Raw genomic sequence first — 26111 nt, 5'->3', positions numbered from 1 at the left:
GCCGGTTCTTTGTGTACTGGGCCACATCACGTGAACGCCACATGAACAAGCCCCTCGCGACCGTGCACCACCCGGCCCCTTCGACATCCGAGAAGAGACCCCATGGACTTCCTGCGCCCCGCCAGCTGGGAGGAGGCGCTCGCCGCGAAGGCCGAGCACCCCACCGCTGTGCCGATCGCGGGCGGCACCGACGTGATGGTCGAGATCAACTTCGACCATCGCCGACCCGACGCCCTGCTCGACCTGAACCGCATCGGTGAGCTGCGGGAATGGGAGGTGGGCGAGGAGACCGTACGGCTCGGCGCCTGCGTTCCGTACACCCGGATCATCGAGAGCCTGCGCGCGGAGCTGCCCGGTCTGGCGCTGGCCGCGCACACCGTCGGCTCGCCGCAGATCCGCAACCGCGGCAGCGTCGGGGGCAACCTCGGCGCCGCCTCCCCGGCCGGGGACTCGCATCCGGCGCTGCTCGCGGCCGGTGCCGAGGTGGAGGCGGTCTCGGTGCGCGGCACCCGGATGATTCCGGTGGAGGAGTTCTACACCGGTGTCAAGCGCAACTGCCTGGAGCCGGACGAGCTGATCCGCGCGGTGCACATCAAGAAGGCCGACGGACCGCAGCAGTTCTCCAAGGTCGGCACCCGCAACGCGATGGTGATCGCGGTGTGCGCCTTCGGCATCGCCCTGCACCCCGGGACCCGCACGGTCAGGACCGGCATCGGTTCGGCCGCGCCCACCCCGATCCGGGCTACGGCGGCCGAGGAGTTCCTCAACTCGGCGCTGGCGGAGGCCGGGTTGTGGGACAGCGGCCAGATCATCCCGCCCGCGGTGGCCCGCCAGTTCGCGGAGCTGGTGTCCGGCGCCGCCAATCCCATTGACGACGTGCGCGGTTCAGCCGCGTACCGCCGCCACGCGCTGGGCGTGATGGCACGGCGCACCCTGGGCTGGGCCTGGGAGGAGTACCGCGGAAACGAGAGGAGCGCGCGATGCGCCTGACGTTCACCGTCAACGGCCGCAAGCAGCAGGCCGACGACGTCTGGGAGGGCGAGAGCCTGCTGTACGTGCTCCGCGAGCGCATGGGTCTGCCGGGCTCCAAGAACGCCTGCGAGCAGGGCGAGTGCGGCTCGTGCACGGTCCGGCTGGACGGGGTGCCGGTGTGCGCCTGTCTGGTGGCCGCGGGCCAAGCGCAGGACCGCGAGGTGGTCACCGTCGAGGGGCTCGCCGACTTCGCCCGGCAGCGCGACCATGGCGGCTGCGCCGCCGAAGGACACGGCATCTCGCTGGACGACGCAAAGCGCTGGCGGTCCAAGCCGGGCGAGAACGCTCAACTCTCGCCGATCCAGCGGGCGTTCATCGACGCGGGCGCCGTGCAGTGCGGCTTTTGCACCCCGGGTCTGCTGGTCGCCGCCGACGAACTGCTGGAGCGCAACTCCTCCCCGTCCGACGAGGACATCCGCGAGGCCCTGTCCGGCAACCTGTGCCGCTGCACCGGCTACGAGAAGATCCTGGACGCGGTCCGCCTCGCGGCGGCCCGGAGCGAAGAGGCGGTCTGACCATGGGCGCGACCCGCACTCCCAGCAACATCACCCAGGGCAGCAAGGCCAAGGGCGGCATCGGCGAGTCCACGCTGCGCCCGGACGGCACCCTGAAGGTGACCGGCGAGTTCGCGTACTCCTCCGACATGTGGCACGAGGACATGCTGTGGGGCTTCACGCTGCGCAGCCCGCACGCACACGCCGAGATCAAGTCGATCGACACCTCGCAGGCGCTTGCCCAGGCCGGGGTCTACGCCGTGCTGACCTACGACGACCTGCCCACCGAGGTGAAGAACTACGGCCTGGAGATCCAGGACACCCCGGTGCTGGCGCACGGCCGGGTACGGCACCACGGCGAGCCGGTGGCGCTGGTCGCCGCCGACCACCCGGAGACCGCCCGCCGCGCCGCCGCCAAGATCAAGGTGGAGTACGTCCCGCTGCCCGTCGTCCACGACGAGGCGACCGCCATCGCCGAGGACGCACCGCTGCTGCACCCCGGCCGCACCGACCACCACGCCGGGCACGTCCCGCACCCCAACATCGTGCACCGCCAGCCGATCCACCGCGGCGACGTGGCCGCCGCCCGGGCCAGGGCCGATGTGATCGTCTCAGGTGAGTACGAGGTCGGCATGCAGGACCAGGCCTTCCTCGGCCCGGAGTCGGGTCTCGCGGTGCCCGGCGAGGACGGCGGGGTCGACCTGTACATCGCCACCCAGTGGCTCCACTCCGACCTGCGCCAGATCGCCCCGGTCCTGGGCCTGCCGCCGGAGAAGGTACGGATGACGCTCTCCGGCGTCGGCGGCGCCTTCGGCGGCCGCGAAGACCTGTCGATGCAGATCCACGCCTGTCTGCTGGCGCTGCGCACCGGCAAGCCCGTCAAGATCGTCTACAACCGTTTCGAGTCCTTCTTCGGCCATGTCCACCGGCACCCGGCCAAGCTCTGGTATGAGCACGGCGCCACTCGCGACGGCAAGCTCACCCACATGAAGTGCCGGATCGTGCTGGACGGCGGAGCCTACGCCTCGGCCTCCCCGGCGGTCGTCGGCAATGCCTCGTCGCTGTCCGTCGGCCCCTACGTCGTCGACAACGTCGAGATCGAGGCCATCGCGCTCTACACCAACAACCCGCCCTGCGGCGCGATGCGCGGTTTCGGCGCGGTCCAGGCGTGCTTCGCCTACGAGGCGCAGATGGACAAGCTGGCCGCCGGACTCGGCATGGATCCGGTGGAGTTCCGCCAGCTCAACGCGATGTCACAGGGCACCGTGATGCCGACAGGACAGGTGGTGGACTCCCCGGCCCCGGTCGCCGAACTGCTGCGCAGGGTCAAGGCGATGCCGCTGCCGCCGCAGAAGCAATGGGAGACCGCGGGCCAGTCCGCCGACGTACGGGCGCTGCCCGGCGGACTGTCCAACACCACGCACGGCGAAGGCGTGGTGCGCGGTGTCGGCTACGCGGTCGGCATCAAGAACGTCGGCTTCTCCGAGGGCTTCGACGACTACTCCACCGCCCGGGTGCGCCTGGAGGTGGTGGGCGGCGAGCCGGTGGCCGTCGTGCACACCGCCATGGCCGAGGTCGGGCAGGGCGGCGTCACGGTGCACGCCCAGATCGCCCGCACCGAACTCGGCGTCACCCAGGTGACCATCCACCCGGCCGACACCCAGGTCGGCTCGGCCGGTTCCACCTCGGCGTCCCGCCAGACCTACGTCACCGGCGGCGCGGTCAAGCACACCTGCGAGGCGGTGCGCGAGAAGGTACTTGAGCTGGGCCGCGCCAGGTTCGGCTCGTACCACCCGGCGTGGGCCACCGCCGAACTCCTGCTGGAGGGCGGCAAGGTGGTCACCGACGGCGGCGAGGTGCTGGCCGACCTGGCCGACGTACTCGAAGGCGAGGCGATCGACCTGGAGTTGGAGTGGCGGCACCGCCCCACCGAGCCGTTCGACCTGCGCACCGGCCAGGGCAACGGGCACGTCCAGTACTCGTTCGCCGCGCACCGCGCGGTGGTCGAGGTGGACACCGAACTCGGCCTGGTCAAGGTGGTCGAGCTGGCCTGCGCCCAGGACGTGGGCAAGGCGCTCAACCCGCTGTCGGTGGTCGGCCAGATCCAGGGCGGCACCACCCAGGGCCTGGGCCTGGCCGTGATGGAGGAGATCGTGGTCTCCCCGGAGGGCAAGGTCCGCAACCCGTCCTTCACCGACTACCTGATCCCCACCATCTTGGACACCCCCACCATTCCGGTGGACGTCCTCGAACTCGCCGACGAGCACGCCCCGTACGGGCTGCGCGGCATCGGCGAGGCCCCCACCCTGTCCTCCACCCCGGCCGTGGTCGCCGCCATCCGCGCGGCCACCGGCCTGGCGCTCAACCGGGTGCCGGTGCGGCCGGAGCACCTCACCGGGCAGCAGTATTCCGGGGGATGACCCCCGGACCCGCGAAGTGAACCAAGCCTCCGGGCGGTGCCGGGTTCTCGTCCCTCCCGCCACCGCCCGGAACCCGGCCGGTCCGCCGACCGGCGCAGTAACCCCGTTCGTCTCGGGCCGTCCCCCGGGTCGTGCAGGCCAAGGCACATTCCCAAATCCCGCGCCTGGCGCGGGTGCCCCTATGAACCTTGGGAGTTGGACTCATGACCCAGTCGCAAGTCGAGCCGACGACGGTCGCCGAGGAGGCGGGCGCCAGCTCGCGCGTACCCTCCGGCCGCTCGTGGCTGGACCGCTACTTCCATATCTCCGACCGCAACTCGACCGTGGCCCGAGAGGTCCGTGGAGGTCTGACGACCTTCATGGCGATGGCCTACATCCTGCTGCTCAACCCGCTGATCCTCTCCGGGGCCGACGTCAGCGGCCACCGGCTCGGCCAGGCCCCGCTGGTCACCGCGACCGCGCTGGCCGCCGCGGTGACCACCCTGGTGATGGGCTTCGTCGGCAAGGTCCCGCTCGCCCTCGCCGCCGGGCTGAGCGTCTCGGGTGTGATGTCCACCCAGGTGGTGCCCAACATGACCTGGCCGCAGGCGATGGGCATGTGCGTGATCTACGGCGGGGTGATCGTGCTGCTGGTGGTCTCCGGACTCCGCGAGATGATCATGAACGCCATCCCGCTGCCGCTCAAGCACGCGATCACCATCGGCATCGGAATGTTCATCGCGCTGATCGGCCTGGTGCACGCGGGCTTCGTCGGCATCGGCAGCGCGGACGCACCCGTCACGCTCGGGGTCGGCGGCCATCTCACCGGCTGGCCGGTGCTGATCTTCGCGGTGACCCTGCTGCTGATCTTCGCCCTGCAGGCCAGGCAGGTCCCCGGCGCGATCCTCATCGGCATCGTGGTCGGCGCGGTGATCGCGGTGGTCGTACAGGCGGTGGCGGGCCTTGGCGCCAAGGTGTGGGGCTACGCGGTGCCCGAGCTGCCCAAGAAGGTCGTCTCACTGCCGGACTTCTCCCTGCTCGGCCATGCGGAGTTCGGCGGCTGGGGCCACATCGGCGGAATGACCGTCGGCATCATCGTGTTCACCCTGGTGCTGGCGGGTTTCTTCGACGCAATGGCGACCATCATCGGGGTCGGCACGGAGGCCGGGCTGGCCGACGCCAGGGGCCGGATGCCCGGGCTGAGCAAGGCGTTGCTCATCGACGGAGCGGGTGGAATGGTCGGCGGACTGGTCGGCGGCTCGGGGCAGACGGTGTTCGTCGAGTCGGCGACCGGCGTGGGCGAGGGGGCCAGGACGGGCCTGTCCAGCGTGGTCACCGGCCTGCTGTTCGCCGCCGGGCTGTTCTTCACCCCGCTCGCCCAGATCGTGCCCAGTCAGGTGGCCGCCGCCGCGCTGGTCGTGGTCGGTTCGATGATGATGGGTAATGCCAAGCACGTGAACTGGAGCGACCGCTCGGTGGCGATCCCGGTCTTCCTGACCGTGGCGCTGATGCCGTTCACCTACTCGATCACCGCGGGGGTCGGCGCGGGCGTCATCGCGTACACGGTCATCAAGACCGCGCAGGGCAAGTGGCGTGATCCAGGCGCCTTCATGTGGGTCCTGTCGGTCGTCTTCACCGTCTACTTCGCCCTTCACCCCATCCAAGGGTGGCTGGGCGTCCACTGAGGAGTGACACACCATGCTGGACATCGCTGAGGAACTGCTGGGCTGGTGCGAGCGCGGGCGTCCGTTCGCGGTCGCCACCGTGGTCGCCACCGGTGGCAGCGCGCCCCGGCAGCCGGGCGCGGCGCTCGCCGTGGACGCGGACGGCACCGTGATCGGCAGCGTGTCCGGCGGGTGTGTCGAGGGAGCGGTGTACGAACTGTGCCAGCAGGCACTGACGGACGGCGGCCCGGCCGTTCTCGAACGCTTCGGATACTCCGACGAGGACGCCTTCGCCGTCGGCCTGACCTGCGGCGGAGTGATCGACATCTTCGTCCAGCGGGTCGACCCGGCGGCCAGCCCCGAGCTGGCCGCCGCGCTGGCCACCGCCGCCACCGGTCAGGCGGCGGCGGTCGCCAGGATCGTCAAGGGGCCCGCCGAGCTGCTCGGCGGCACCATGACGGTGGCGCCGGACGGCTCGTACCAGGGCGGCTTCGGCGATCCGCAGCTGGACCACACCGTGAGCGCCGAGGCCGCCGCGCTGCTGGACGCCGGGCGCACCGCCACGGTGGAGGTCGGGGCCGACGGCAGCCGTTGCGGGGAGCCGCTGACACTGCTGGTCGAATCCAGCGTTCCGCCGCCGCGGATGCTGGTGTTCGGGGCGATCGACTTCGCGGCGGCGGTGGTGCGGATGGGGAAGTTCCTGGGCTACCGGGTCACCGTCTGCGACGCCCGCCCGGTTTTCGCCACCGAGGCCCGATTCCCGGAGGCAGACGAGGTCGTGGTGGACTGGCCGCACCGCTATCTGGACTCCCAGGAACTGGACGCGCGCACGGTGGTGTGCGTGCTGACGCATGACGCCAAGTTCGACATCCCGCTGCTGCAACGGGCGTTGCGGCTGCCGGTCGCCTACGTCGGTGCGATGGGCTCCCGCCGTACCCATCTGGACCGGCTCGACCGGCTGCGGGAAGCGGGCGTCGGCGAACGGGAGTTGGCCCGGCTGTGCTCGCCCATCGGCCTTGACCTGGGCGCCCGCACGCCGGAGGAGACGGCGCTGTCCATCGCCGCCGAGATCGTCGCCCACCGCAGAGGCGGCACCGGCGTCCCGCTGACCGGCGCGCACACCCCCATCCACCACGACGTCCCCCGCACGGTTCACTCGGTGGCGTAGTCGGCGAACCGCACCGTCAACACCGCCCCGCCATCAGGGGTGTTGCCCGCCTCGGCGGAGCCGCCGTGAGCCTGCGCCACCTGCTGGACGATGGCCAGACCAAGCCCCGACCCGGGCAGCCCCCGAGCGGACTGGGACCGGTAGAACCGGTCGAAGACATACGGAAGGTCCTCGTCCGCGAACCCGGGACCATGATCCCGCACCGTCAACTCACCCTCCGCGAGCCGCACTTCGACAACCGCCCCCGGCGGCGAGAACTTCGCCGCGTTACCCAGCAGATTGGTGACCGCCCGCGCCAACCGCGCCGGGACCCCGCGCACCACGCACGGCTCAAGCTCCACCGAGAAGGCCGTCGCGGGCCAGTGGCGGCGAGCCGCCACGGCACAGTGCCGGACCACCTCGTCCAGCCGTACGTCCTCCAGCGAACCGGAGGATGCCTCGTCGCCCCGCGCAAGCTCGATCACATCGTCAACCAGACCGCCCATCTCGGCGATCTGCGCCGACAACGCACCGTTCACCCGCTCCCGCTGCTCGGCCGTCAGATCGTGCGAGAGCAGCGCGATGTTGGTGCGCAACCCGGTGAGCGGGGTGCGCAGTTCGTGCGAGGCGTCGGCGACGAGCTGCCGCCGGGCGTCCAGCGCCTGCTCCAACTCGCCCAGCATCACGTTGAAACTGCCCGCCAGCCGCGACAACTCGTCGCGCCCCGGAACCTCGATGCGGTGCCGCGGATCACGGGTCGCCGCGATGGTCTCGGCCGTCCTGGTCAGCCGGGCCACCGGCCGCAGCCCGGTGCGCGCCACCGCGTATCCGAGCACCGCGGCGCCCGCCGCGCCCGCCGCGCCGATCACCACCAGCGCCACCGCGATCCGGCGTTCGCTGCGCTGCATCGAGTCGGTGCGCATCGACACCTGTACCGCCTTCCCCGGCCCGGCGGGGGTGAGATAGCTGCGGAACGGCAGCCCGTGGAAGGCCGAGTCGGTGAAGTACGCACCCCGCTGCCCCTTCGCCACCGCCACCGCGCCGGGCACCACCGGCGGTACGTACGGATCGGACGCGGGCGCGGGCGTGACCGTGCCGTCGGAGCGGATCACCTGGACGCAGTCCGGCGAACCGAGCCAGGCGCACTCGCCACCCGGCGGCGCGGCCCCTGCCCGTATCTGCGGGACCACCCGGTTCGACTCACGGATCAGGCTGAGGTTCAGCTCCCGGCCGAGCTGCTGGCCCGCGGCGATGTAGGCGGCCCAGCAGACCCCCGCCGCGACCGCCGCCACGGCCAGCGCGGTGGCCACCGCCAACCTCAGCCGCAGCGGAGGGTGTCGCTCCCGGCGCCGGGCATCAGCCATGCCGACGCTCGCTCAGCAGATATCCCACACCGCGCACGGTGTGCACGATCCGTGACTGTCCCCCCTCCTCCAGCTTGCGGCGCAGATATCCCACATACACCTCAAGGGAGTTGGACGAGGGGCCGAAGTCATATCCCCACACCCGGTCGGTGATCACATCCCGGGGCAGCACCTGCCCGGCGTTGGTCATCAACAGCTCAAGCAGCGCCGCTTCGGTGCGGGTGAAGTCAATGGTCCGCCCGCCGCGCCGGGCGCGGCGGGTGCGGGTGTGGAGCACCAGGTCGCCGAAGGTCAGCTCCTCCGGCAGGTCGACCGTGGCCTCCGGCCGGGCCCTGCGCAGCAACGCCCTGACCCGGGCGATGAGTTCGTCGAGGTCGAACGGTTTGGGCAGGTAGTCGTCGGCGCCCGCGTCCAGCCCGTCGATCCGGTCGGCCACCGCCGAGCGGGCGGTGAGCATCAGGATCGGCGTACGGTCCCCGTCGGCGCGCACCCGGCGGCAGACGGTCAGCCCGTCGAGCCCCGGCAGCATCACGTCGAGCAGTACGACATCGGGGGCGGTGGTACGGATCCGCTCCAGGCCGAGCAGGCCGTCGCCGACCGTCGCCACCCGGTAGCCGTGCACCTCAAGAGCGGTGGTGAGGGCCTCAGCCAGGGTCGCGTCGTCCTCGACGACCAGCGCCAGGGCGCTGTCTTGCGGCATCGGTCCTCCTGCGGTTCGCTCCAGCCCTCAAGGACGACCTCAGCGGTAGTTCAGTTCCGCCAGCTCCATGGCCAGGCGCTGCCGAAGGGCCGGAACCCGGCTCACCAAGGGCAGCAGTGTGTGGCGCACCACCCGCGGCCCCGTCGCGATCCGCGTCATCCGGTCGGTGAACGCCACCACCCGCCGCGCCACCGGACGGCGCCGCTCCTCGTACGTCTCCAGCCGCCCCTCGGCGAGCGCCCGCCCGAGCGCGTACCCGTCCTGGATGCCGGTGTTCATGCCCTGACCGCCCACCGGGCTGTGCACATGCGCGGCGTCTCCCGCGAGCAGCACCCGACCGGCGCGGAAGCGTTCGGCGACCCGGTGATGGATGCGGAACCGCGAAGACCAGACCAGCTCCCTGATCTTCCCCCGGTACGGGTCGTGCGCGTCCAACAGGCCCTGGACGTAGCCCAGTTCCGGCTTGTCGGGCGCGTCGTCAACGGTGGCGATCACCCGGTAGTGCCCGCCGGGGAACGGTGCGACGAAGAAGACACCGGCCGCACCGAACCGCAGCGCCAGCCCCTCGTCCGGCCGGTCCTGCTCCAGCGTCACGTCGGCCAGCACGAACGACTCGCGGTAGGAGCCGCCCTCGAAACCGATACCGGCCGCCTCGCGCACCACGCTGTGCATGCCGTCAGCGCCTACGACGTAGGCCGCGCGCAGGGTCTCACCGGACGCCATGGTCAGCGTGGCGCCCTCGGCGTCCTGGGCGACGGCGGTGACCTCGTAGGGCCGGTGGACCGCACCGCCGAGCTGCCGCAGCCGGGAGGCGAGCACGTCCTCCGTCTCGTACTGCGGGACCACCAGGGCGAACGGGAAACGGGTGGGCAGACCGTCGAACGGCACCCGCAGCACCTGCCGTGCGCCGTCGCGCACGGTGATCTGGTCGGCCCGGCGGCCACGGGCGAGCAGTTCCGGGGCGGTGCCCAGTTCGTCCAGCACCTCCAGGGTGCGGGCGTGTACGACACCGGCGCGCGAGGTGTGCGCGGCCTGCTCCCGCCGGTCGAGCAGGACGAAGTCGATCCCGGCGCGGGCCAGGGTGATGGCGAGGGTGAGCCCGGTCGGCCCGGCGCCGACGATGGCGACCTCGGTACGGGCGGGAAGTGCCGCGGCGTTCATGGGAAACCCCCTTCAACAGTGTGCCAACGGTTGTTGGCCAACGTCTGTTGACATCGTGCGCCGATCGATGAGTCATGTCAACGCTTGTGGGCCAACAACTGTTGGCATACCTTGGGTGCATGTCCGACCCCCATGAACCGGCCACCGCGGAACCCGACACCGCTGAACCGGCCACCGCGGAACCCAGCACCGAGAAGCGCTCCGACCGCACCCGCGCGGCGATCCTGCGCGCCGCGCGCCAGCGCTTCGCCGCGCAGGGTTACGAGCGCACCACCATCCGCGCGGTCGCCGCCGACGCGGAGATCGACCCGTCGATGGTGATCCGCTACTTCGGCACCAAGGAGCAACTCTTCGACGCCGCGCTCACCGTCGACCTGCGGCTCCCCGACCTGACCGCCATGGCTCCCGGCGAGGTACCGACCACGCTGGTGCGGCACTTCCTCGACCGCTGGGAGAGCGATCCCAGCGACGACGCCCTGCTGATGGTGCTGCGCTCCGCGGTCACCAACGACCGCGCGGCGCAACGCACCCGCAGGCTGTTCTCCGAGCAGGTCGCCCCAGCGCTGGCTGCCGTCATCGGCCCTGAGGCGGCCAGCCGCCGGGCCGGACTGGTCGCCTCCCAACTCCTGGGCCTGGCCCTGACCCGCCATCTGCTGCGCCTGCCAGCCGTCACCGAGCTCACCCCGGACGAGATCGTGGAGACCCTCGCCCCCGCGGTACGGGAGACGCTGGGGCTCGGCGGATAGCGGTGCCAGCGGCGGGGTAGTGGGCTCCGTGGCGGTCCGGCGCGCGATCGGGCACCGAGGGAGGGCGACGGATGACCACACTCTCGTACAGCAGCGGCGCCGGGGCGACGCCGCTGCTCGGTGACACGATCGGCGCCAACCTGGACCGCGCGATCGCCGCCTTCCCGGACCGTGAGGCGCTGGTCGACATGGCGAGCGGACGCCGTTGGACCTACCGGCAGTTCGGGCAGGCGGTCGACACGGTGGCCCGGGGCCTGCTGGCGAAGGGCGTGGCCAAGGGCGACCGGGTCGGCATCTGGGCGGTCAACTGCCCGGAGTGGGTGCTGGTCCAGTACGCCACCGCGCGGATCGGCGCGATCATGGTGAACATCAACCCGGCCTACCGAGCGCACGAGTTGACGTACGCGCTGAACCAGTCCGGGGTGCGACTGCTGATCGCCTCGACCGCCTACAAGAGCAGCGACTACCGCACGATGGTCCAGCAGACCCGGGGCGACTGCCCCGCCCTGCGGGACGTGGTCCACATCGGCGATCCCAGCTGGGACGAACTGACCGCCGCCGCCGAGACCGTACCGGCGGACCAACCGGCCGTCGTCCAGGCCGGTTTGAGCTTCGACGACCCGGTCAACATCCAGTACACCTCGGGCACCACGGGATTCCCCAAGGGGGCCACGCTCTCCCACCACAACATCCTCAACAACGGTTACTTCGTGGGCGAGTTGGTGGGTTACACGGAGCTGGACCGGATCTGTCTACCAGTGCCCTTCTACCACTGTTTCGGCATGGTCATGGGCAATCTGGCGGCCACCAGCCATGGCGCCTGCATGGTCATCCCGGCGCCGACGTTCGACCCGGCGGCCACGCTGCGGGCGGTGGCGGCGGAGCGCTGCACCTCGCTGTACGGGGTGCCGACGATGTTCATCGCGGAGCTGAGCCTGCCGGAGTTCACCTCGTACGACCTGTCGTCGCTGCGCACCGGGATCATGGCCGGATCGCCGTGCCCGGTGGAGGTGATGAAACGGGTGGTCGCCGAGATGCACATGGCGCAGGTGGCCATCTGCTACGGGATGACGGAGACCTCACCGGTCTCCACTCAGACCCGTACCGACGACGACCTGGAGCGCCGCACCGAGACGGTGGGCCGGGTACTGCCGCACCTGGAGGTCAAGGTGGTCGACCCGGTGACCGGCCGGACCGTGCCGCGCGGCGAACCGGGCGAGCTGTGCACCCGCGGCTACTCGGTGATGCTCGGCTACTGGCAGGAACCGCAGCGCACCGCCGAGGTGATCGACTCCGCCCGCTGGATGCACACCGGGGACCTGGCGGTGATGCGCGAGGACGGCTACCTGGCGATCGTCGGCCGCATCAAGGACATGATCATCCGCGGCGGCGAGAACGTCTATCCACGGGAGATCGAGGAGTTCCTCTACACCCACCCCAAGATCGCCGACGTTCAGGTGGTCGGCGTCCCCGACGAGCGGTACGGCGAGGAGATCCTGGCCTGCGTCATCCCGCGCGAGATGACCGACGCGCCCACCCTGGAGGAGATCACCGCCTTCTGCCAGGGCCGCCTGGCGCACTTCAAGGTCCCGCGCCATCTGCGGATCGTGGACAGCTTCCCGATGACGGTGAGCGGCAAGGTGCGAAAAGTGGAACTACGGGCGAACTTCGCCGGGTGATACCGGTGTGACGTCGATGGCACCGCGTGGTTGAGGGGGTGCAGAGGGGACTCATGGGAACGTGTGCCATCCTGTGCCGCCATGACGACAGAGCAGCTCAGGCTGGACCAGCCACTGGCCCCCGCGCGGCACGCGTTGAGCAAGGTCCCGGAAGTCACCGTCTACTTCTGGGTCATCAAGGTGCTGACCACCGGCATGGGCGAGACCACCTCGGACTTCCTGACCAAGTCACTCAACCCGGTGATCGCGGTCGGTATCGGGGGCCTCGGCCTGGTCGTCGCGCTCGCGCTGCAGTTCTCCGCGCGCCGCTACGTCTCCTGGGTCTACTGGCTGGCGGTCACCATGGTCAGCGTGTTCGGCACCATGGCCGCCGACGTGCTGCACGTGGTCCTGGGCATCCCGTACGTCGTTTCGACCACGTTCTACGCGCTGGTGCTGGCCGCGATCTTCGCCGTCTGGTACCGCAGCGAGAAGACGCTGTCCATCCACAGCATCCACACCCGTCGCCGTGAGGTCTTCTACTGGGCCACGGTCATGGCCACGTTCGCGCTGGGCACCGCCGCGGGCGACATGACCGCGGGCACCATGAAACTGGGCTACTTCTCCTCAGGCGTGTTGTTCGCGGTACTGATCGCCGTTCCGGCGCTGGCCTACTGGAAGCTGCGGCTCAACGAGATCTTCGCCTTCTGGTTCGCCTACATCCTGACCCGCCCGCTGGGCGCCTCGTTCGCCGACTGGCTGGGCGTCCCCGCCAGCCGCGGCGGCCTTGGCTGGGGCACCGGCCCGGTGAGCCTGGGCCTGGCCGCGGTGATCGCGCTGTTCGTCGGCTACCTGGCGATCAGCCGCAAGGACGTGGCGTAGTTTCCGGGGGCAAGCCCCTGTAGTCGCGGGGCGACTTGCCCCCACAATGCATCCCATGCCGCAGATCCCCGCACTGCCGCCGACGTTCCGCTGGGGTGTGTCCACCGCCGCCTACCAGATCGAGGGCGCCACCGAGGAGGACGGCCGAGGGCCCAGCGTCTGGGACACCTTCGCCGCCCGGCCCGGCGCCATCAAGGACGGCCACCACGCCCGTACCGCCTGTGACAGCTACCACCGCTGGCCCGAGGACATCGCGCTGCTGCGCGAACTCGGCGTGGACGCCTACCGGTTCTCCATCGCCTGGCCACGCGTCCAGCCCACCGGGCGCGGCCCGGTGGGCGAGCGCGGGCTGGCGTATTACGACCGGCTGACCGACGAGCTGCTCACCCACGGCATCACCCCGCTACCCACGCTGTTCCACTGGGACCTGCCGCAGGCCCTGGAGGACGACGGCGGCTGGCTCTCCCGCGACACGGCGTTCCGCTTCGCCGAGTACGCGGCGCGCACCGCCGACCGGCTCGGCGACCGGGTGCCCGAGTGGATCACGCTCAACGAGCCGTTCGTGCACACCGTGTTCGGCTACGCGCTCGGCCAGCACGCCCCCGGCCGCACCCTGCTGCTCGACGCGCTGCCCACCGCACACCACCAACTGCTCGGCCACGCACTGGCCGCCCGGCAACTTCGGGAGCGCGGCGCCCGAGTGCTGATCGCCAACAACTGCACCCCCGTCGACCCCGCGAGCGGCACCGAAGCCGACCGCGCCGCGGCCGAGGCGTACGACGCCCTGCACAACCGCCTGTTCAACGACCCGCCGTTGACCGGGAGTTACCCGGACCTGTCCGCCTTCGGCGTCGCCGAGCACATCGGCGGCGCGGTCCTCGACGGCGACCTGGCACTCATCCGCGGCAGCGTTGACGGCCTGGGCGTCAACTACTACAACCCCACCCGGGTACGCGCCCCGGCCGACCCGGGCGGCCTGCCGTTCGACCTGGCCCCGATGGAGGGCGTGCCGCGAACCGCGTTCGGCTGGCCGGTCGTCCCCGAGGGCCTGCGGGAACTGCTGCTGCGCCTGGGCCGCCGGTACGCAGACGCGCTGCCGCCCATCACCATCACCGAGAACGGCTGCTCGTACCCCGGCATCGAGGACCCCGAGCGGATCGCCTTCCTCGACGGGCACATCCGGGCCGTCGCCGACGCGGTCGCCGAAGGCGCCGACGTGGGCGGCTACTTCGTCTGGACGCTGGTCGACAACTTCGAGTGGGCCGAGGGCTACACGCAGCGCTTCGGCCTGGTCCACCTCGACCACACCACCCAGACCCGCACCCCCAGAGCCTCCTACACCTGGTACCGGGACCTGATCGCCCGCCACCACGCGGCGCGACCGGATGCCGCCATGTGATCCACCAGGTGCTTTTCTTTTCAATCGAGTTCGGCCGCTTGGAGGATGGCGGCTGTTGGTATTCCTTCGATGTTGTTCCTGATCACCACCGACAGGGGAGAGCAATGCGGGTACCGATGACCATCGCGGACTTCCTCGACCGGGCAGAGCTGGGGTTCTCCTCCAGCCTGGCTGTGGTTGACGAGCCGGTCCAGCCCGCCGGGCCGGTGCCGGACTCCTCGTACGGGCGGTTCGCGGAGCGGGTGCGGGCCTGGCAGGCGGGATTCGACGCGCTCGGCGTGGGCGAGGGGGAGCGGGTGGCGGTGGTCAGCCACAACTCCGCGCGGCTGCTTGAGCTGCTGTTCGCGGTGCCGATGAGCGGCCGGATCTGCGTGCCGGTCAACTTCCGCCTCAAGCCGGACGAGGTCGAGTACGTGGTGCGGCAGAGTGGAGCCTCGGTGCTGCTCGTCGACCCGGAGCTGGATGAGGTGTTGTCCGGTGTCAAGGCGCGCCACCGCTTCGTCCTCGGTGAGCCGACCGAGAACGAGCTGATGCGCTTCGGCATCGAGCCGCGACCGTGGGCGAATCCGGACGAGGACGCCACCGCGACGATCAACTACACCTCGGGAACCACAGCCAGGCCCAAGGGAGTGCAGTTGACGCACCGCAACATCTGGGTCAACGGCATGACCTTCGGACTGCACACCCGCGCCTGGGAGCGCGATGTCTACATGCACACGCTGCCGATGTTCCACTGCAACGGCTGGGGCATGCCGTATCTGATGGCCGGGCTCGGCGTGAAGCAGGTGGTGCTGCGCAAGGTCGACGGCACGGAGATCCTGCGCCGCGTCGAGGAGCACGGGGTCACGCTGATGTGCGGCGCGCCCGCGGTGTGGAACGCGGTGCTGGATGCGGCGGCTGCCTGGGAGGGGGAGATCCCGGGCCGTGACCGGGTGCGGATCGTGTGCGCCGGTGCCCCGCCGCCGAGCAGGACGATCCAGCGGGTGGGCGAGGAACTCGGCTGGGAGTTCACCCAGATCTACGGTCTGACGGAGACGTCTCCGCTGCTGACCTTCAACCGCTCCCGTCCAGCCGATGCTCATCTGCCCGCGGAGGACAGGGCGCGGAAGCTGTCGCGTGCGGGGCTGCCCGCGCTCGGCGTCAAGCTCAAGGTCGCGGACTCCGGCGAGGTTCTGGCCCGGTCGAACACGGTGCTCGCCGGTTACTGGGACAAGCCGGAGGAGACCGCTGAGGCGCTGGAGGGCGGCTGGTTCCACACGGGTGACGGCGGCACCATCGACGAGTCCGACGGCCATCTGACCATCTCCGACCGGAAGAAGGACGTGATCATCACGGGTGGTGAGAACGTGTCGTCGATCGAGGTGGAGGACACGATCTTCAGCCACCCGGCGGTCGCCGAGGTCGCGGTCATCGGCGTTCCGGACGAGAAGTGGGGCGAGACGATCAAGGCCTTGGTGGTCCTGGCCGAGGGGGCGGTGGCGACCGAGGCCGACATCGTCGCCCACTGCAAGCAGCGGATGGCCGGGTACAAGGCGCCAACGAGCGTGGAGTTCCGCGATTCCATCCCACGTACGGCCACCGGCAAGATCCAGAAGTTCAAGCTCCGTGAGCCGTATTGGACGGGGTTGGAACGGGGAGTCCACTGAGCGCCGACCCCGCGCGCCATTGGGTTTCGGATCCCTCACGATGCACTAGCGTCGAGAACGGCATGGCCCACCTGAAGTGTCAGCGCAGGGCCCTGTCGCCGCGGGGGCGGCGTCAGCGAGAAAGAAATATTTTATGTCGGACGCTTTGACGATCATCGTGTGATCGATTTTCAAAGGATCTCGGAGGAGAACGGGCGGAGGATGGCCGCGGCCTTGTCCGCTGGATTGCTGACCGAGCGGTCGGCGCGTGCGATCGCCAAGGATCCGCAAGCGGTGCTGAGGGCGGCGCAGGAGCTTCAGGCGCTGATCTGGGACATCATGCGGGCGCGGTTCGAGGGGACCGCAGAGGGAGTCACCGCCGCCTGACGTACCCGCCCGGCAGTTCGGGTGTCACGGGTCCGTGACACAGGGATGTTCCCCTATTCCACTGTTCCCGTTCCTTCTTTCACGAAGCTGTGAGTGAACCTTCCCTGGGGTCGCGAACGATGGCGGATGTCGTATGACAGGCCGTGAGTTGGCTGTGAAGCCATTCGGAGGAGGTTCCTGATCTGAATGAATGACAGGAGGACTGATGTCGATGCAACCCGCGGTGCCCGTGGCAATTTCAGGTCGACAGCGATGCCGCCCGATACGGCATCGTCGGCAGATCCGGCACTCCCGGGAGGACAAAGATGCAGTCCCAGTACTTGCAACCACGCGGCCGCAACGGCCGTAAATCAAGCCGCGCATGGGCCGTTAGAGGGCTGGCGGCGGTCACCGGAGCCGTCCTCTGCAGCGCGCTCCTTGCCCCGGCCGCGGGCGCGGCCACTCCCAAGCAGCGCAACTGCGGTCGGGGAGCGGGGCATACCATCAGCGTCGCAGCGACGGACTCAGTCTCTGTGAACCCTGCGCCCGGAACGTTTTTCCGCGCGATTTCAGTCGACGGCCAAGTCTACCTCCAAGAGACCACCCCGGGAACACCTCCCACTACTACCCCATGGATCCCGGTCCAGGGGCCGTGTGCTTACGGCGTCTCTGTGGCCGTTTACACCCTTGTACCCGCTGCCCCTGGTGTCGCCGTGACCCACGTCGTCGTCGACGCGTACACGGAGCGTGGGATCTTGCAGACGGACTGCGCCCTCCCCGTAACTGGGCTCCTCACCTCGACGGACAACTGCACCAAGACCTGGGTGCAGATCCAGCGCGGGGGCGAAGGCAGGGGCGAAGGCGGGGGCGAGGAGGACTAGCACCTCCCGCTTCCCAGCAGCGCGCAGCCAGGCCAAGGAGTGGGCACGACGGTTCTTCCCGGACGGCGGAAGTAATGAGGACCTTCCGCTGTCCGCAGGGGCACCTGTGACCGTCGTGCCCAAGTCCTCTGTTCACTCGATGGACGAAGGCCCGTTGGGATACTGACGGGCGCGTTACCTTTTGAATTCAGCGTTCTTGTCGGGGCGTGAAACGCCCCTGTTCTCCCGTGCTACCTCTGCCAGCCACGAAAAGGCGTCACGCAGTGGCTCTACCTCCAGCCGACTGGGTCGGGTGGTTGCCCTGCGGGCCCGTGAGATGAGACCAGCGCCCTCCAGCACTTTGAGGTGCCGTGAGATCGCGGGCTGCGACATCTTGAACGGGGCGGTGAGTTCTTTGACCGTCGCATCCGCTTTTCTCAGCTGTACCAGAAGCGCTCGCCGAGTAGGGTCTGCGAGCGCGCCGAACACGAGGGTTAGTCGATCAGCTTCCATTCCGGCGGCTTTCCTTCCCCAGAGAGAACGGAACTACCGCGACTCCGATCCGCCAGACGGAAGGAGTACGCATGGGACCGGTGCATGCGGGCGGCTGCTCCGCCAGATCGCTCAGCGAGTCGGTCGAATTCACTGCGAGCATGAACGATGATGGTTACTTGATGCCACTATCGGTCTGCCTGGGCGTGTCGTGCTTGCAATCGCAAGACGGCCTGCAATCGCAAGACGGGCCGTCTATCCGTCTGGAAGCCAGTTCGCGTGTCGCTGACAGCTCCGCGTTCTCAACTGCCTCAGGTGCGCCGGTATTCCAGCCGCCGGATACTGTTCCGGTTTGGTTGATCAAATTTCCGCAGAAGGATGCTCCGTGGGGTCTGGCCTTGTTGGCGTTCAACAACGCCACCACTCCGTCGCCTGATCTCGACCGTCACCTTGCACCGTCCCCCGGAAGTCGGGAGCTGAGACTTCCGCACAAAGGGGCCAGGGCGATGGCATGTGGCGTCACACCGTCTGCGGGTGCCCAGGCGTTAGATCTCCCGGGCACCCATCCCCAATTGCCGTGACTTCGTTGGGGACTCTGCAGGAGTATTGACGGGGCTCCGGCGTCACCAGGGAAGCCGGTCACTGCGGCGCCGACGGCGTGCACGGGCCTGCGGACCGCCGAGGTACGGCGGTGGGCTCACGAGGAGCTGGTGCAGGTGCCGTTGGCGCTGGCGTCCAACTGGCAGTTCATGGTTGCCGAGTAGCTGGCTTCGTCGATGCTGCCATCCGCCGCGGCCACGACCGCCCGCAGGTCGACCTTGCCCACGGCGCCGTTCGCGACACTGCCGAACTGGACCAGGGGCTGCACGTGAACGATGGGGTTGTTCTGGTCGAAGGGCCCACGCCCGATCCCCTCTTCCAGGGTCGAGTCGTTGAGAGCGATGCGCTCGCCCACCTTGAGGGCGAACCCCTGGGTGACATTGAATCCCGCCGCTTGCAGGACGCTGGGCATGTCGACCTGAACGTCGGTGATGTGGCCGCCCTGAACGATGGCGGTCACGGTGGAGCCCTGGGCGTGTGCGGGTGCGGCACCGCACAGCATGGTTCCGGCGAGGGTGAGTGCCGCGCTCCCAACGAGCGCGATGGTTCTGCGTGTCATGGTGTGCCTTCTCCTGGTTCGATGCTCGTCGATGGTGGGCACGGCGGCTGCTGTCGCGGGCGGACCGTGTCTCACCGCAGATGTGTTGAGGGATCGGATGTGTTCGGGAACCCGCGCGGCCCGCTGGGCGGGTCGCGATCTCCACTGTCATCCAGCCGCGGTCCGGCGGCGCCGCGCGGGGGGTGCGTGTCGGACCCGTCCACCCCGTCGGCGGTACACCTTGGAGAGCGAGGCTGACGTGCGCATCTGCTGGTCAGCGACGCGCATCGGCAGCGTCGTCCCGCGGGCCAGGGAGGGCCAGGGATGGGCAGGGAGGGCAGGGAGGGGCAGGGCCGCAGCGGAGGCGGTCGGGCGGGCGCGGCGGTAGCATGCGGATCATGGGTAGGCGGTCGTTCGCACCCTCCCCGCCCGAGTTGCTGGTTGACTGCGAAGGCGACTCGCTGGTCATGAGGCCGGGCAGGTCCTACAGCGTGGGCCGTGATCCGCTCAGCGACATCGTCTGTACCGACCCCAGGGTCTCCTGGCGCCACGCCGTCCTACGGCCCGCCGAGCGCGGCTGGACCCTGGAGGACACCGGCAGCACCAACGGAACCTACGCCGACGGTCAGCGGGCGCGGTTGGTGGGGCCGGTGCCGGTCGGGCCCGGGAGCGTACTGCGGTTCGCCAATCCCGACGACGGGCCACGGGCGACGCTCAGCAGTACCCCCTCGCCCCCGGCGCCAGCCGTCCCCGCCCCGGCCGAGACCCCTTCCGCGACCGGAGCGTTCCGCCAGCCCACCTCGGTGCGGCCGCTACCGGTCAGGACCCTCAGAATCGGCCGGGCCGCCGGAAACGACCTGGTCGTGGACGACCTCGTGGTCTCCCGCGCCCACGCGGAGTTGCGCGCCCTGCCGGGCGGCGGCCACGAGATCGTCGACGTGGGCAGCCACAACGGGACGTACCTCAACGGCCAGCGCGTCCAGCGGGCCCCGGTCCGGCCCGGAGACATCGTCGGCGTCGGCCACTCGGCGTTCCGGCTGGTGGGCGACGAGTTGCAGGAGTTCGTCGACACCGGGGAGGTCTCGCTGACCGTCCAGGAGCTGACGGTGGCGGTGGACGGGGGCCGCAGGACCCTCCTCGACCAGGTCTCGTTCCCGGTGGGCGAGAAGTGCCTGCTGGCCGTGGTCGGCCCGAGCGGTGCGGGCAAGTCCACGCTGCTGGGCGCCCTCACCGGCCTGCGCCCCGCCGACCGCGGAACGGTGCTGTACGACGGCCGGGATCTGTACCGGGACTACGCGGAGCTGCGGCAGCGCATCGGCCTGGTGCCGCAGGAGGACATCCTGCACGTGCAGTTGTCCGTCCGGCGCGCCCTCGGATACGCCGCCGAGTTGCGCTTCCCGGGAGACACCGGCAGGGCCGAGCGGCTCAGCCGGGTGGCGGAGGTGGTGGCCGACCTCGGCCTGCGGGAGCGGGTCGACCAGCCGATCCACAGCCTCTCCGGCGGCCAGCGCAAACGGGTCAGCGTGGCGCTGGAGCTGCTCACCAAGCCCTCACTGCTCTTTCTCGACGAGCCGACCTCGGGACTGGACCCGGGGATGGACCGCTCCGTCATGCACATGCTGCGCGGCCTGGCCGACGACGGCCGCACCGTCATCGTGGTCACCCACAGCGTGCTCAGCCTCGATGTCTGCGACCGGCTGCTGGTGCTCGCCCCCGGTGGCCGGATCGCGTACTACGGACCGCCACAAGACGCCCTCCCGTTCTTCGGCTTCACCCAATGGCCCGAGGCCTTCGAGGCGTTCGAGGGCGATGTCGGCCGCGACTGGGCGGCGCGGTACCGTGCTTCGCCGCTGTGCCGCGAGTACATCACCGACGCCATGGAAGTGCGCCGTCCGGCCGCCGCCCCGGCGCGGGAGATCGCCGCACCGCGCAAACCGCAGAGCTGGAACAGCCAACTGCGCACCCTGGTCCGCCGCTACACCGCTGTCCTCAGCGCCGACCGCACGTTCCTGGCGATCATGGTGGTGCTGCCCTTCGTGATGGGTGCGATGGCCCGCGCCCTCGCTGGCGCCCGGCTGACCCCGAACACGGCGATGAACGCGCTGCTCCTGCTGTGTGTCGGAGGCGTCCTCACCGGGGCGGCCAACGCGGTGCGCGAGCTGGTCAAGGAGCGGGTGATCTACCGGCGGGAGCGGGCCGTCGGCTTGTCCCGCTCCGCGTACCTGCTCTCCAAGGTCGTCGTGTTGGGCGCGGTGACCGTGGCCCAGGCCGTGGTGCTCACCATGGTCGGACTGGTCGGGGTCCGGCTGGGGGTCAAGGGCGGTGCGGCGGGACTGCCGCCGCTCGCCGAGATGACCGTCACGGTCGCGCTGCTGTCCTTCACCGCCATGATGGTCGGCCTGCTGATCTCGGCGCTGGTACGCAAGGAGGAGGTCACCATGCCGCTCCTGGTGCTGGTCACCATCGTGCAGGTCGTCTTCTGCGGAGCCCTGCTCACCCTCCACGGAGTGCCCGGCCTCAACCAGTTCTCCTGGCTCGTCCCCGCCCGATGGGCGCTCGGCGCGCTGGCCGGGACCGTGGACCTGCACCGGATCGTGCCCGGCAGCGTGACCGCGGATCCGCTGTTCCGGCACTCGCTCGGTGCCTGGGCACTGGACGTGGCCATGCTGGTCGTGCTGTCGGCCGCGGCGGGGCTCGTCGTCCGCGCCCTGCTGCGCCGCCGTGAACCCGCCATCATGCGCGGCTAGCGCGGCGGCGGAGAAACATCGGGAGCGCCGTCATGTACGAAAGCGAGTTCCGCCCGACACACGTCACCCCGCGGCACGCGGTACCGGCCTGGGCGGAGACCGGCCGGGACCAGGAGCGGCCGTCGGCATGGCTCGATCCGCTGCTGCCGGTACGGGTCATCGACCGCAGGGGCGACTGGTGCCGGGTCGAGTGCTCCAACGGGTGGACCGCGTGGGTGGACGGTCGCCCCCTGGTCTCCGTCCCGGACGAACCGCCCGCCGCCGGAATCCCGCTCGGCCGGACCAGCGATCCGCGTCCGCTGCTGGCGCGGGTGGAGCAGGTCGTCGGCGACTACCGCCGGGCGCTGGAGGAGCTGATGGCGGGCCGTACGGACGACGCGGCCTTCCGGGCCGGCACCAGGGGAGCGCGCGTCGGGGTGCTCGTCGACGGCGACGAGGTGTGGTTGTTCGACGCGGAACACGACCGCTGGTGCTACTGCGACGGACCCGCTCTGGCGACCTTCGCGGCCGCCGCGGAGCCCTCGGCCTGCGACCCCACCGTGTCGCGGCGGCCCACCCAGCAAGGCGGCGGGCCGTGATGCCCGCCGACCGCACCCGAGCGCCAAGGTGCCGCCGTGGCCGATGACCGGGGTACGGCGGCGGAGCGCCCGTCCGGGATGGCCGGGCGGGAGATCGCCGCGTACCGGATAGAGGCCGAGATCGGGCGCGGTGGGATGGCGACGGTCTACCGGGCCAGGGATCTGCGTCTCGACCGCACGGTGGCGCTCAAGCTCCTGTCGCCCGGGCTCGCCCGCAACGAGGTCTTCCGGGAACGGTTCATCCGTGAGTCACGGCTGGCCGCCGGGCTCGACCATCCGCACATCGTCCCGGTCTTCGAGGCCGGAGAGGCCGACGGCGTCCTCTACATCGCCATGCGGTACGTGCCCGGAGAGGATCTGCGGGCGCTGCTCGACCGCCAGGGCAGGCTCTCCGTCGACACCACCGCGCGCATCGCCGCGCAGGTGGCCTCGGCTCTCGACGCCGCCCACGCCCACGGCCTGGTCCACCGGGACGTCAAGCCGGGCAACATCCTGGTGGCCGAGGGCATCGACCCCGACCATCCCGAGCATGTGTACCTCGCCGACTTCGGGCTGATGAAGAGGTCGCTGTCGCTGACGGGGCTGACCTCGACCGGGCAGTTCGTCGGAACCGTCGACTACGTGGCCCCCGAACAGATCTCGGGCAGGCCGGTGGACGGGCGGTGCGACGTCTACAGCCTGGCGTGCGTGGTGTACGAGGCGCTCGCCGGTACGCCGCCCTTCCGGCGCGATGACGACCTGGCCCAACTGTGGGCACATCTCAACGAGCCCGCGCCGCCGCTGAGTTCACACCGAACGGACCTGCCCGCAGGGGTGGACGCCGTGCTGGCGAAGGGGCTCGCCAAGTCGCCGGACGACCGCTACGGCAGCTGTCTGGCGTTCGTGGCGGCGCTACGGGACGCGGGCGGCGGGCTGGGGAAGCGGGCCGCGCCGCACCCCGCGACCCAGGTGGACCACGGCCCGGCGGTACCCGCGGCGCAGCCGCCCAGGCCCCCGGCGTGGGCCATGCCGGTGTTCGCGCCACGCGAGCGGTAAGCGGCCCTGGGGGACGTGCCCGGCATCCCCGAGGCCGCTTAGCACCCCGGCCGGACGGCCGCGCCGAGTTGCGGAGGGTGTGCGGCACCGGCACACAATGCGGGAGGGGCGGATACCGAACACAGACGTCGACCCGTGCGGAAGGAAGCGCCGGTGAGTTCGCACCCTCCGTCCGACGGATCGGACGGCACCCCCGACCGGGCCGCCCGCGGGCCCGCTGTCCGGACCTCGTGCCCCCGGGCCGCCGCCCGCCCCGCCGGGCGGTGGCGGCCCCGGTCGCCCGGGGCCACCACCGGGCGGCCCGTGGTGGCGGTCACCGCGCAAGGTGGGGCTGGCCGCCGGTGTCGCGGTGCTGGCCGTGGTGGTGGGCGTGGTGCTCAGCAGTGTGCTGGGGGCGGCGCACGAGGTGCTGCTTCAGCCCGCCGCGTCGACCGGCCCCGATCCGTTCACTCCGTCGGCGGGCCAGGCCGCCGCCGCGACCCCGTCTCCGGCCGCCACCACGCCGTCGCCCACCGCGAACGGCCTGCGCGCCCTGTCAGGATCGACCGCTGGGCTGTACGGCGGCTCGATGAACAACTCAAGCTGCGACGTCCCGCGGCTGGTCCGCTATCTGACCGCGGACCGGGACAAGGAGCGGGCGTGGGCCGCGGTGGAAGGCATCCAAGCCGCTGCCGTGCCGTCGTACATCCGTTCCCTGACCCCCGTGCTGCTGCGGGCCGACACCCGGGTGACCAACCACGGCTACCGGAACGGAGCCGCCACCAGCTTCCAGTCGGTCCTGCAGGCGGGCACCGCCGTCCTGGTCGACGACCACGGGCTGCCCCGGGTGCGTTGCGCCTGCGGCAATCCGCTGACACCGCCGGTCCTGGCGGACAATCCCCGGTACACCGGCCAGTCCTGGCCCTCCTATCAGCCGTCGAACCTCGTCGTGGTCACCGCGGCCCCTCGGCCCATGACGGCGATCACCGTCATCGACATCCAAAACGGCAGCTGGTTCGAACGGTTCACCGGCGACAGCGGAAGCAGGGACCAGCCGGTCCCACCGCCGACCAACCAGCCGTCCGGCTCCGCGACGCCGTCCCCCAGCGCCTCCAGCGTCTCGTCCCCGGCGCCGTCGGCGTCCACAGCCCCCTCGGTGTCCTCGCCGCCGTCGACGCCGCCCTCCACCGCGCCGACCAGCGGTCCCCCCACCCCCACCGCACCAGCGACGAGCCCACCGGCCGCCCCGCCCTCCTGACCTGGACTGAGCGCCCCCGGCGCGCACGGCGGAACACCGCGCCCGAAGTGCGCCGTTGGCACCCGTCCATGGTGAGGTGACGGATTCCTGTCTGTTGGCGGTGAGTTCGGCCCGCATACGGTGCCACGGCGGCCTGAACGGGCCGCCGGGCAAGCCGAGTCGAAGGGGGGAACGATGAGCGACGCCATCTTCCACGCGGGCACGCAGATCACCCTGAACGAAGCGCTGACCTCGGGCAGCGGCCGGACCCTGCTGCGCCTGCAGGAGGACCGCAACCTGGTGCTCTACAAGGACGGCAAGCCCGCGTGGCAGGCGGAGAACGCCTGGTCGCGCGGGAACATCCTGAAGGTGCAGGGCGACGGCAACGTGGTGCTGTACGACGAGGCCGACCAGCCGGTCTGGGCGTCCGGCACCGATGGCAACGACGGCGCGTACCTGGCCGTGCAGGACGACGGAAACGCGGTCGTCTACGACAAGTCGGGATCGCCGATCTGGGCCACCAACACCGGTGACTGACCGGCGGCGGTAGACACCGGCCCGGGACGGCGGGGAGCGGCCCGCCGCCCCGGGCCGGTCACTTCGGCCTGCCGCCGGGCGCGGTGCGGATGAGTTGGTCGGCCGCGTCATTGACCGGTTGCGGGGTGCCGGTCAGGTCCATCACGAACAGCGGAATCTCCAACTGGTCGGCGCGCAGCCGGGCGTCGTGCGCGTAACCGGCCAACGAGAAGAACGCCCCGGCACGGTCCTCGTTGAGCGAGTTGAGCCAGAGCGTCTCCACGTCCCGCAGCGGTGTCGGCCGGGTGGCCGGATCGACCTGCGCCACCACACCGGCACCGCGCAGGTCGACCCCGGTGGCCGAGCGGTCCGCGGCGACGGCCACGTCGCCGAAGCCCAGCCACTTCAGGTACTGCGCCGCCGCGGTGACCGCGTCGCCGCCGGTACGGATGGTCACCGGCCGAAACGGTGGCCGCCGCACCGGCTGCGGCGCGCTGGTGGTCGCCGCACCCGGGTGACCGGTGGGCTGGAGCGCCTCGGCGTGCTCGGACTCACCGGGCGGCAGTTCGCGCGTACCCTGGTCGACCGGCAGCCGGATCACCGCGCCGCAGGAGCAGCCCAGTTCGGGGTGCGGCCAGTCGTCCTCCCGGTCGCACGACGGGCAGCGCAGCGTCACCCAGGAGTTCTTCCAGGTCCGGTGCCGTACCAGGGTGGGCACCCCACCGCGCAGCACCGGGATGGTCACCGGGGCGCCGCACGGACACGGGTAGGTCGGCGGGGTGAAGCCGTGTTCCCGGCGGCAGGCGGGGCAGCGGACGGGCACGCTTTCGGCCATTGCGGAGCTCCAGGCGGATCCGATCCGGGGGCGGTCGTGTGACCACCATATCCGGGG

The 26111-nt window shown here is 70.6% G+C and carries 22 protein-coding genes; 16 read left to right on the top strand and 6 right to left on the bottom strand.

The genetic code is table 11. The features are described 5' to 3' along the window. Nucleotides 1–102: 102 nt before the first annotated feature. The 5 genes from NON19_RS14340 (at nucleotide 103) to NON19_RS14320 (ending at nucleotide 6757) form a co-directional block, all read left to right on the top strand. Entirely contained in the window at nucleotides 103–990 is an 888-nt protein-coding gene (locus NON19_RS14340) for an FAD binding domain-containing protein (protein ID WP_255928002.1), read from the top strand. After that, the gene (locus NON19_RS14335) at nucleotides 981–1547 is read left to right on the top strand and encodes a (2Fe-2S)-binding protein (protein ID WP_255928001.1); all 567 of its coding nucleotides are present in this window, start codon (nucleotides 981–983) and stop codon (nucleotides 1545–1547) included. Before NON19_RS14340 ends, NON19_RS14335 begins: the two co-directional genes overlap by 10 nt. Nucleotides 1548–1549: 2 nt before the next feature. After that, nucleotides 1550–3946 (top strand): xanthine dehydrogenase subunit D, encoded by a 2397-nt coding sequence (gene pucD, locus NON19_RS14330; RefSeq protein ID WP_255928000.1) that lies wholly within the window; start codon nucleotides 1550–1552, stop codon nucleotides 3944–3946. A gap of 203 nt (nucleotides 3947–4149) precedes the next feature. Next, nucleotides 4150–5610 carry an NCS2 family permease gene (locus NON19_RS14325; protein WP_255927999.1) on the top strand — a complete coding sequence of 487 codons (1461 nt, stop codon included), beginning with the start codon at nucleotides 4150–4152 and terminating at the stop codon, nucleotides 5608–5610. Nucleotides 5611–5623: 13 nt separating this feature from the next. Next, entirely contained in the window at nucleotides 5624–6757 is a 1134-nt protein-coding gene (locus NON19_RS14320; protein ID WP_255927998.1) for an XdhC family protein, read from the top strand. Here the strand turns inward: NON19_RS14320 and NON19_RS14315 are convergent. Genes NON19_RS14315 through NON19_RS14305 form a run of 3 tightly spaced genes read right to left on the bottom strand, consistent with a single transcriptional unit; the run spans nucleotide 6742 to nucleotide 9961 of the window. Continuing rightward, nucleotides 6742–8100 (bottom strand): sensor histidine kinase, encoded by a 1359-nt coding sequence (locus tag NON19_RS14315; protein ID WP_255927996.1) that lies wholly within the window; start codon nucleotides 8098–8100, stop codon nucleotides 6742–6744. The genes NON19_RS14320 and NON19_RS14315 overlap by 16 nt on opposite strands. Further along, nucleotides 8093–8800 (bottom strand): response regulator transcription factor, encoded by a 708-nt coding sequence (locus NON19_RS14310; RefSeq protein WP_255927994.1) that lies wholly within the window; start codon nucleotides 8798–8800, stop codon nucleotides 8093–8095. Before NON19_RS14310 ends, NON19_RS14315 begins: the two co-directional genes overlap by 8 nt. 39 nt (nucleotides 8801–8839) lie before the next feature. After that, on the bottom strand, nucleotides 8840–9961 hold the full coding sequence (locus tag NON19_RS14305) for an FAD-dependent oxidoreductase (RefSeq protein ID WP_255927992.1): 1122 nt from the start codon (nucleotides 9959–9961) through the stop codon (nucleotides 8840–8842). 119 nt (nucleotides 9962–10080) lie between these two features. Between NON19_RS14305 and NON19_RS14300 the strand changes: the two genes are divergently transcribed. From NON19_RS14300 to NON19_RS14275, 6 genes are all read left to right on the top strand, one after another. Continuing rightward, entirely contained in the window at nucleotides 10081–10707 is a 627-nt protein-coding gene (locus NON19_RS14300) for a TetR/AcrR family transcriptional regulator (RefSeq protein WP_255927990.1), read from the top strand. A gap of 71 nt (nucleotides 10708–10778) precedes the next feature. Then, nucleotides 10779–12386 carry an AMP-binding protein gene (locus NON19_RS14295; protein WP_255927988.1) on the top strand — a complete coding sequence of 536 codons (1608 nt, stop codon included), beginning with the start codon at nucleotides 10779–10781 and terminating at the stop codon, nucleotides 12384–12386. An 81-nt stretch (nucleotides 12387–12467) separates the two neighbouring features. Continuing rightward, on the top strand, nucleotides 12468–13247 hold the full coding sequence (locus tag NON19_RS14290; RefSeq protein ID WP_255927986.1) for a COG4705 family protein: 780 nt from the start codon (nucleotides 12468–12470) through the stop codon (nucleotides 13245–13247). Between the two features lie 55 nt (nucleotides 13248–13302). After that, nucleotides 13303–14646: a GH1 family beta-glucosidase gene (locus NON19_RS14285; protein ID WP_255927984.1), complete on the top strand. Its 1344-nt coding sequence runs from the start codon at nucleotides 13303–13305 to the stop codon at nucleotides 14644–14646. A 104-nt stretch (nucleotides 14647–14750) separates the two neighbouring features. After that, nucleotides 14751–16292 (top strand): AMP-binding protein, encoded by a 1542-nt coding sequence (locus NON19_RS14280; RefSeq protein ID WP_255927982.1) that lies wholly within the window; start codon nucleotides 14751–14753, stop codon nucleotides 16290–16292. 201 nt (nucleotides 16293–16493) lie between these two features. Next, the gene (locus tag NON19_RS14275) at nucleotides 16494–16658 is read left to right on the top strand and encodes a hypothetical protein (protein ID WP_255927980.1); all 165 of its coding nucleotides are present in this window, start codon (nucleotides 16494–16496) and stop codon (nucleotides 16656–16658) included. 1034 nt (nucleotides 16659–17692) lie between these two features. Here NON19_RS14275 and NON19_RS33685 read toward each other — a convergent pair. Next, nucleotides 17693–18010, bottom strand: a complete 318-nt coding sequence (locus NON19_RS33685) for an ArsR/SmtB family transcription factor (protein WP_372514129.1) — start codon at nucleotides 18008–18010, stop codon at nucleotides 17693–17695. A gap of 676 nt (nucleotides 18011–18686) precedes the next feature. Then, nucleotides 18687–19148 carry a hypothetical protein gene (locus NON19_RS14270; protein ID WP_255927978.1) on the bottom strand — a complete coding sequence of 154 codons (462 nt, stop codon included), beginning with the start codon at nucleotides 19146–19148 and terminating at the stop codon, nucleotides 18687–18689. A gap of 377 nt (nucleotides 19149–19525) precedes the next feature. Between NON19_RS14270 and NON19_RS14265 the strand changes: the two genes are divergently transcribed. From NON19_RS14265 to NON19_RS14245, 5 genes are all read left to right on the top strand, one after another. Further along, a complete protein-coding gene (locus NON19_RS14265; RefSeq protein ID WP_255927976.1) occupies nucleotides 19526–21874 on the top strand; it encodes an FHA domain-containing protein in 2349 nt (782 codons plus the stop codon). A 32-nt stretch (nucleotides 21875–21906) separates the two neighbouring features. Next, nucleotides 21907–22452, top strand: coding sequence for an SH3 domain-containing protein (locus NON19_RS14260; protein WP_255927974.1), 546 nt, complete (start codon nucleotides 21907–21909; stop codon nucleotides 22450–22452). Nucleotides 22453–22530: 78 nt separating this feature from the next. Next, a complete protein-coding gene (locus NON19_RS14255; RefSeq protein ID WP_255928074.1) occupies nucleotides 22531–23487 on the top strand; it encodes a serine/threonine-protein kinase in 957 nt (318 codons plus the stop codon). 325 nt (nucleotides 23488–23812) lie between these two features. Beyond that, nucleotides 23813–24724 carry a DUF6777 domain-containing protein gene (locus tag NON19_RS14250; RefSeq protein ID WP_255927972.1) on the top strand — a complete coding sequence of 304 codons (912 nt, stop codon included), beginning with the start codon at nucleotides 23813–23815 and terminating at the stop codon, nucleotides 24722–24724. Between the two features lie 174 nt (nucleotides 24725–24898). Beyond that, nucleotides 24899–25240 carry a hypothetical protein gene (locus NON19_RS14245; RefSeq protein WP_255927970.1) on the top strand — a complete coding sequence of 114 codons (342 nt, stop codon included), beginning with the start codon at nucleotides 24899–24901 and terminating at the stop codon, nucleotides 25238–25240. A 58-nt stretch (nucleotides 25241–25298) separates the two neighbouring features. On the opposite strand, the gene NON19_RS14240 is transcribed toward NON19_RS14245, so the two are convergent. Then, nucleotides 25299–26054: a hypothetical protein gene (locus tag NON19_RS14240; RefSeq protein ID WP_255927968.1), complete on the bottom strand. Its 756-nt coding sequence runs from the start codon at nucleotides 26052–26054 to the stop codon at nucleotides 25299–25301. Nucleotides 26055–26111 lie beyond the last annotated feature (57 nt).

Origin of the sequence: Streptantibioticus rubrisoli (genome assembly GCF_024436055.1) — a bacterium.
Lineage (GTDB): Bacteria > Actinomycetota > Actinomycetes > Streptomycetales > Streptomycetaceae > Streptantibioticus_A > Streptantibioticus_A rubrisoli.
This window is presented reverse-complemented; position numbering and strand designations above follow the sequence as displayed.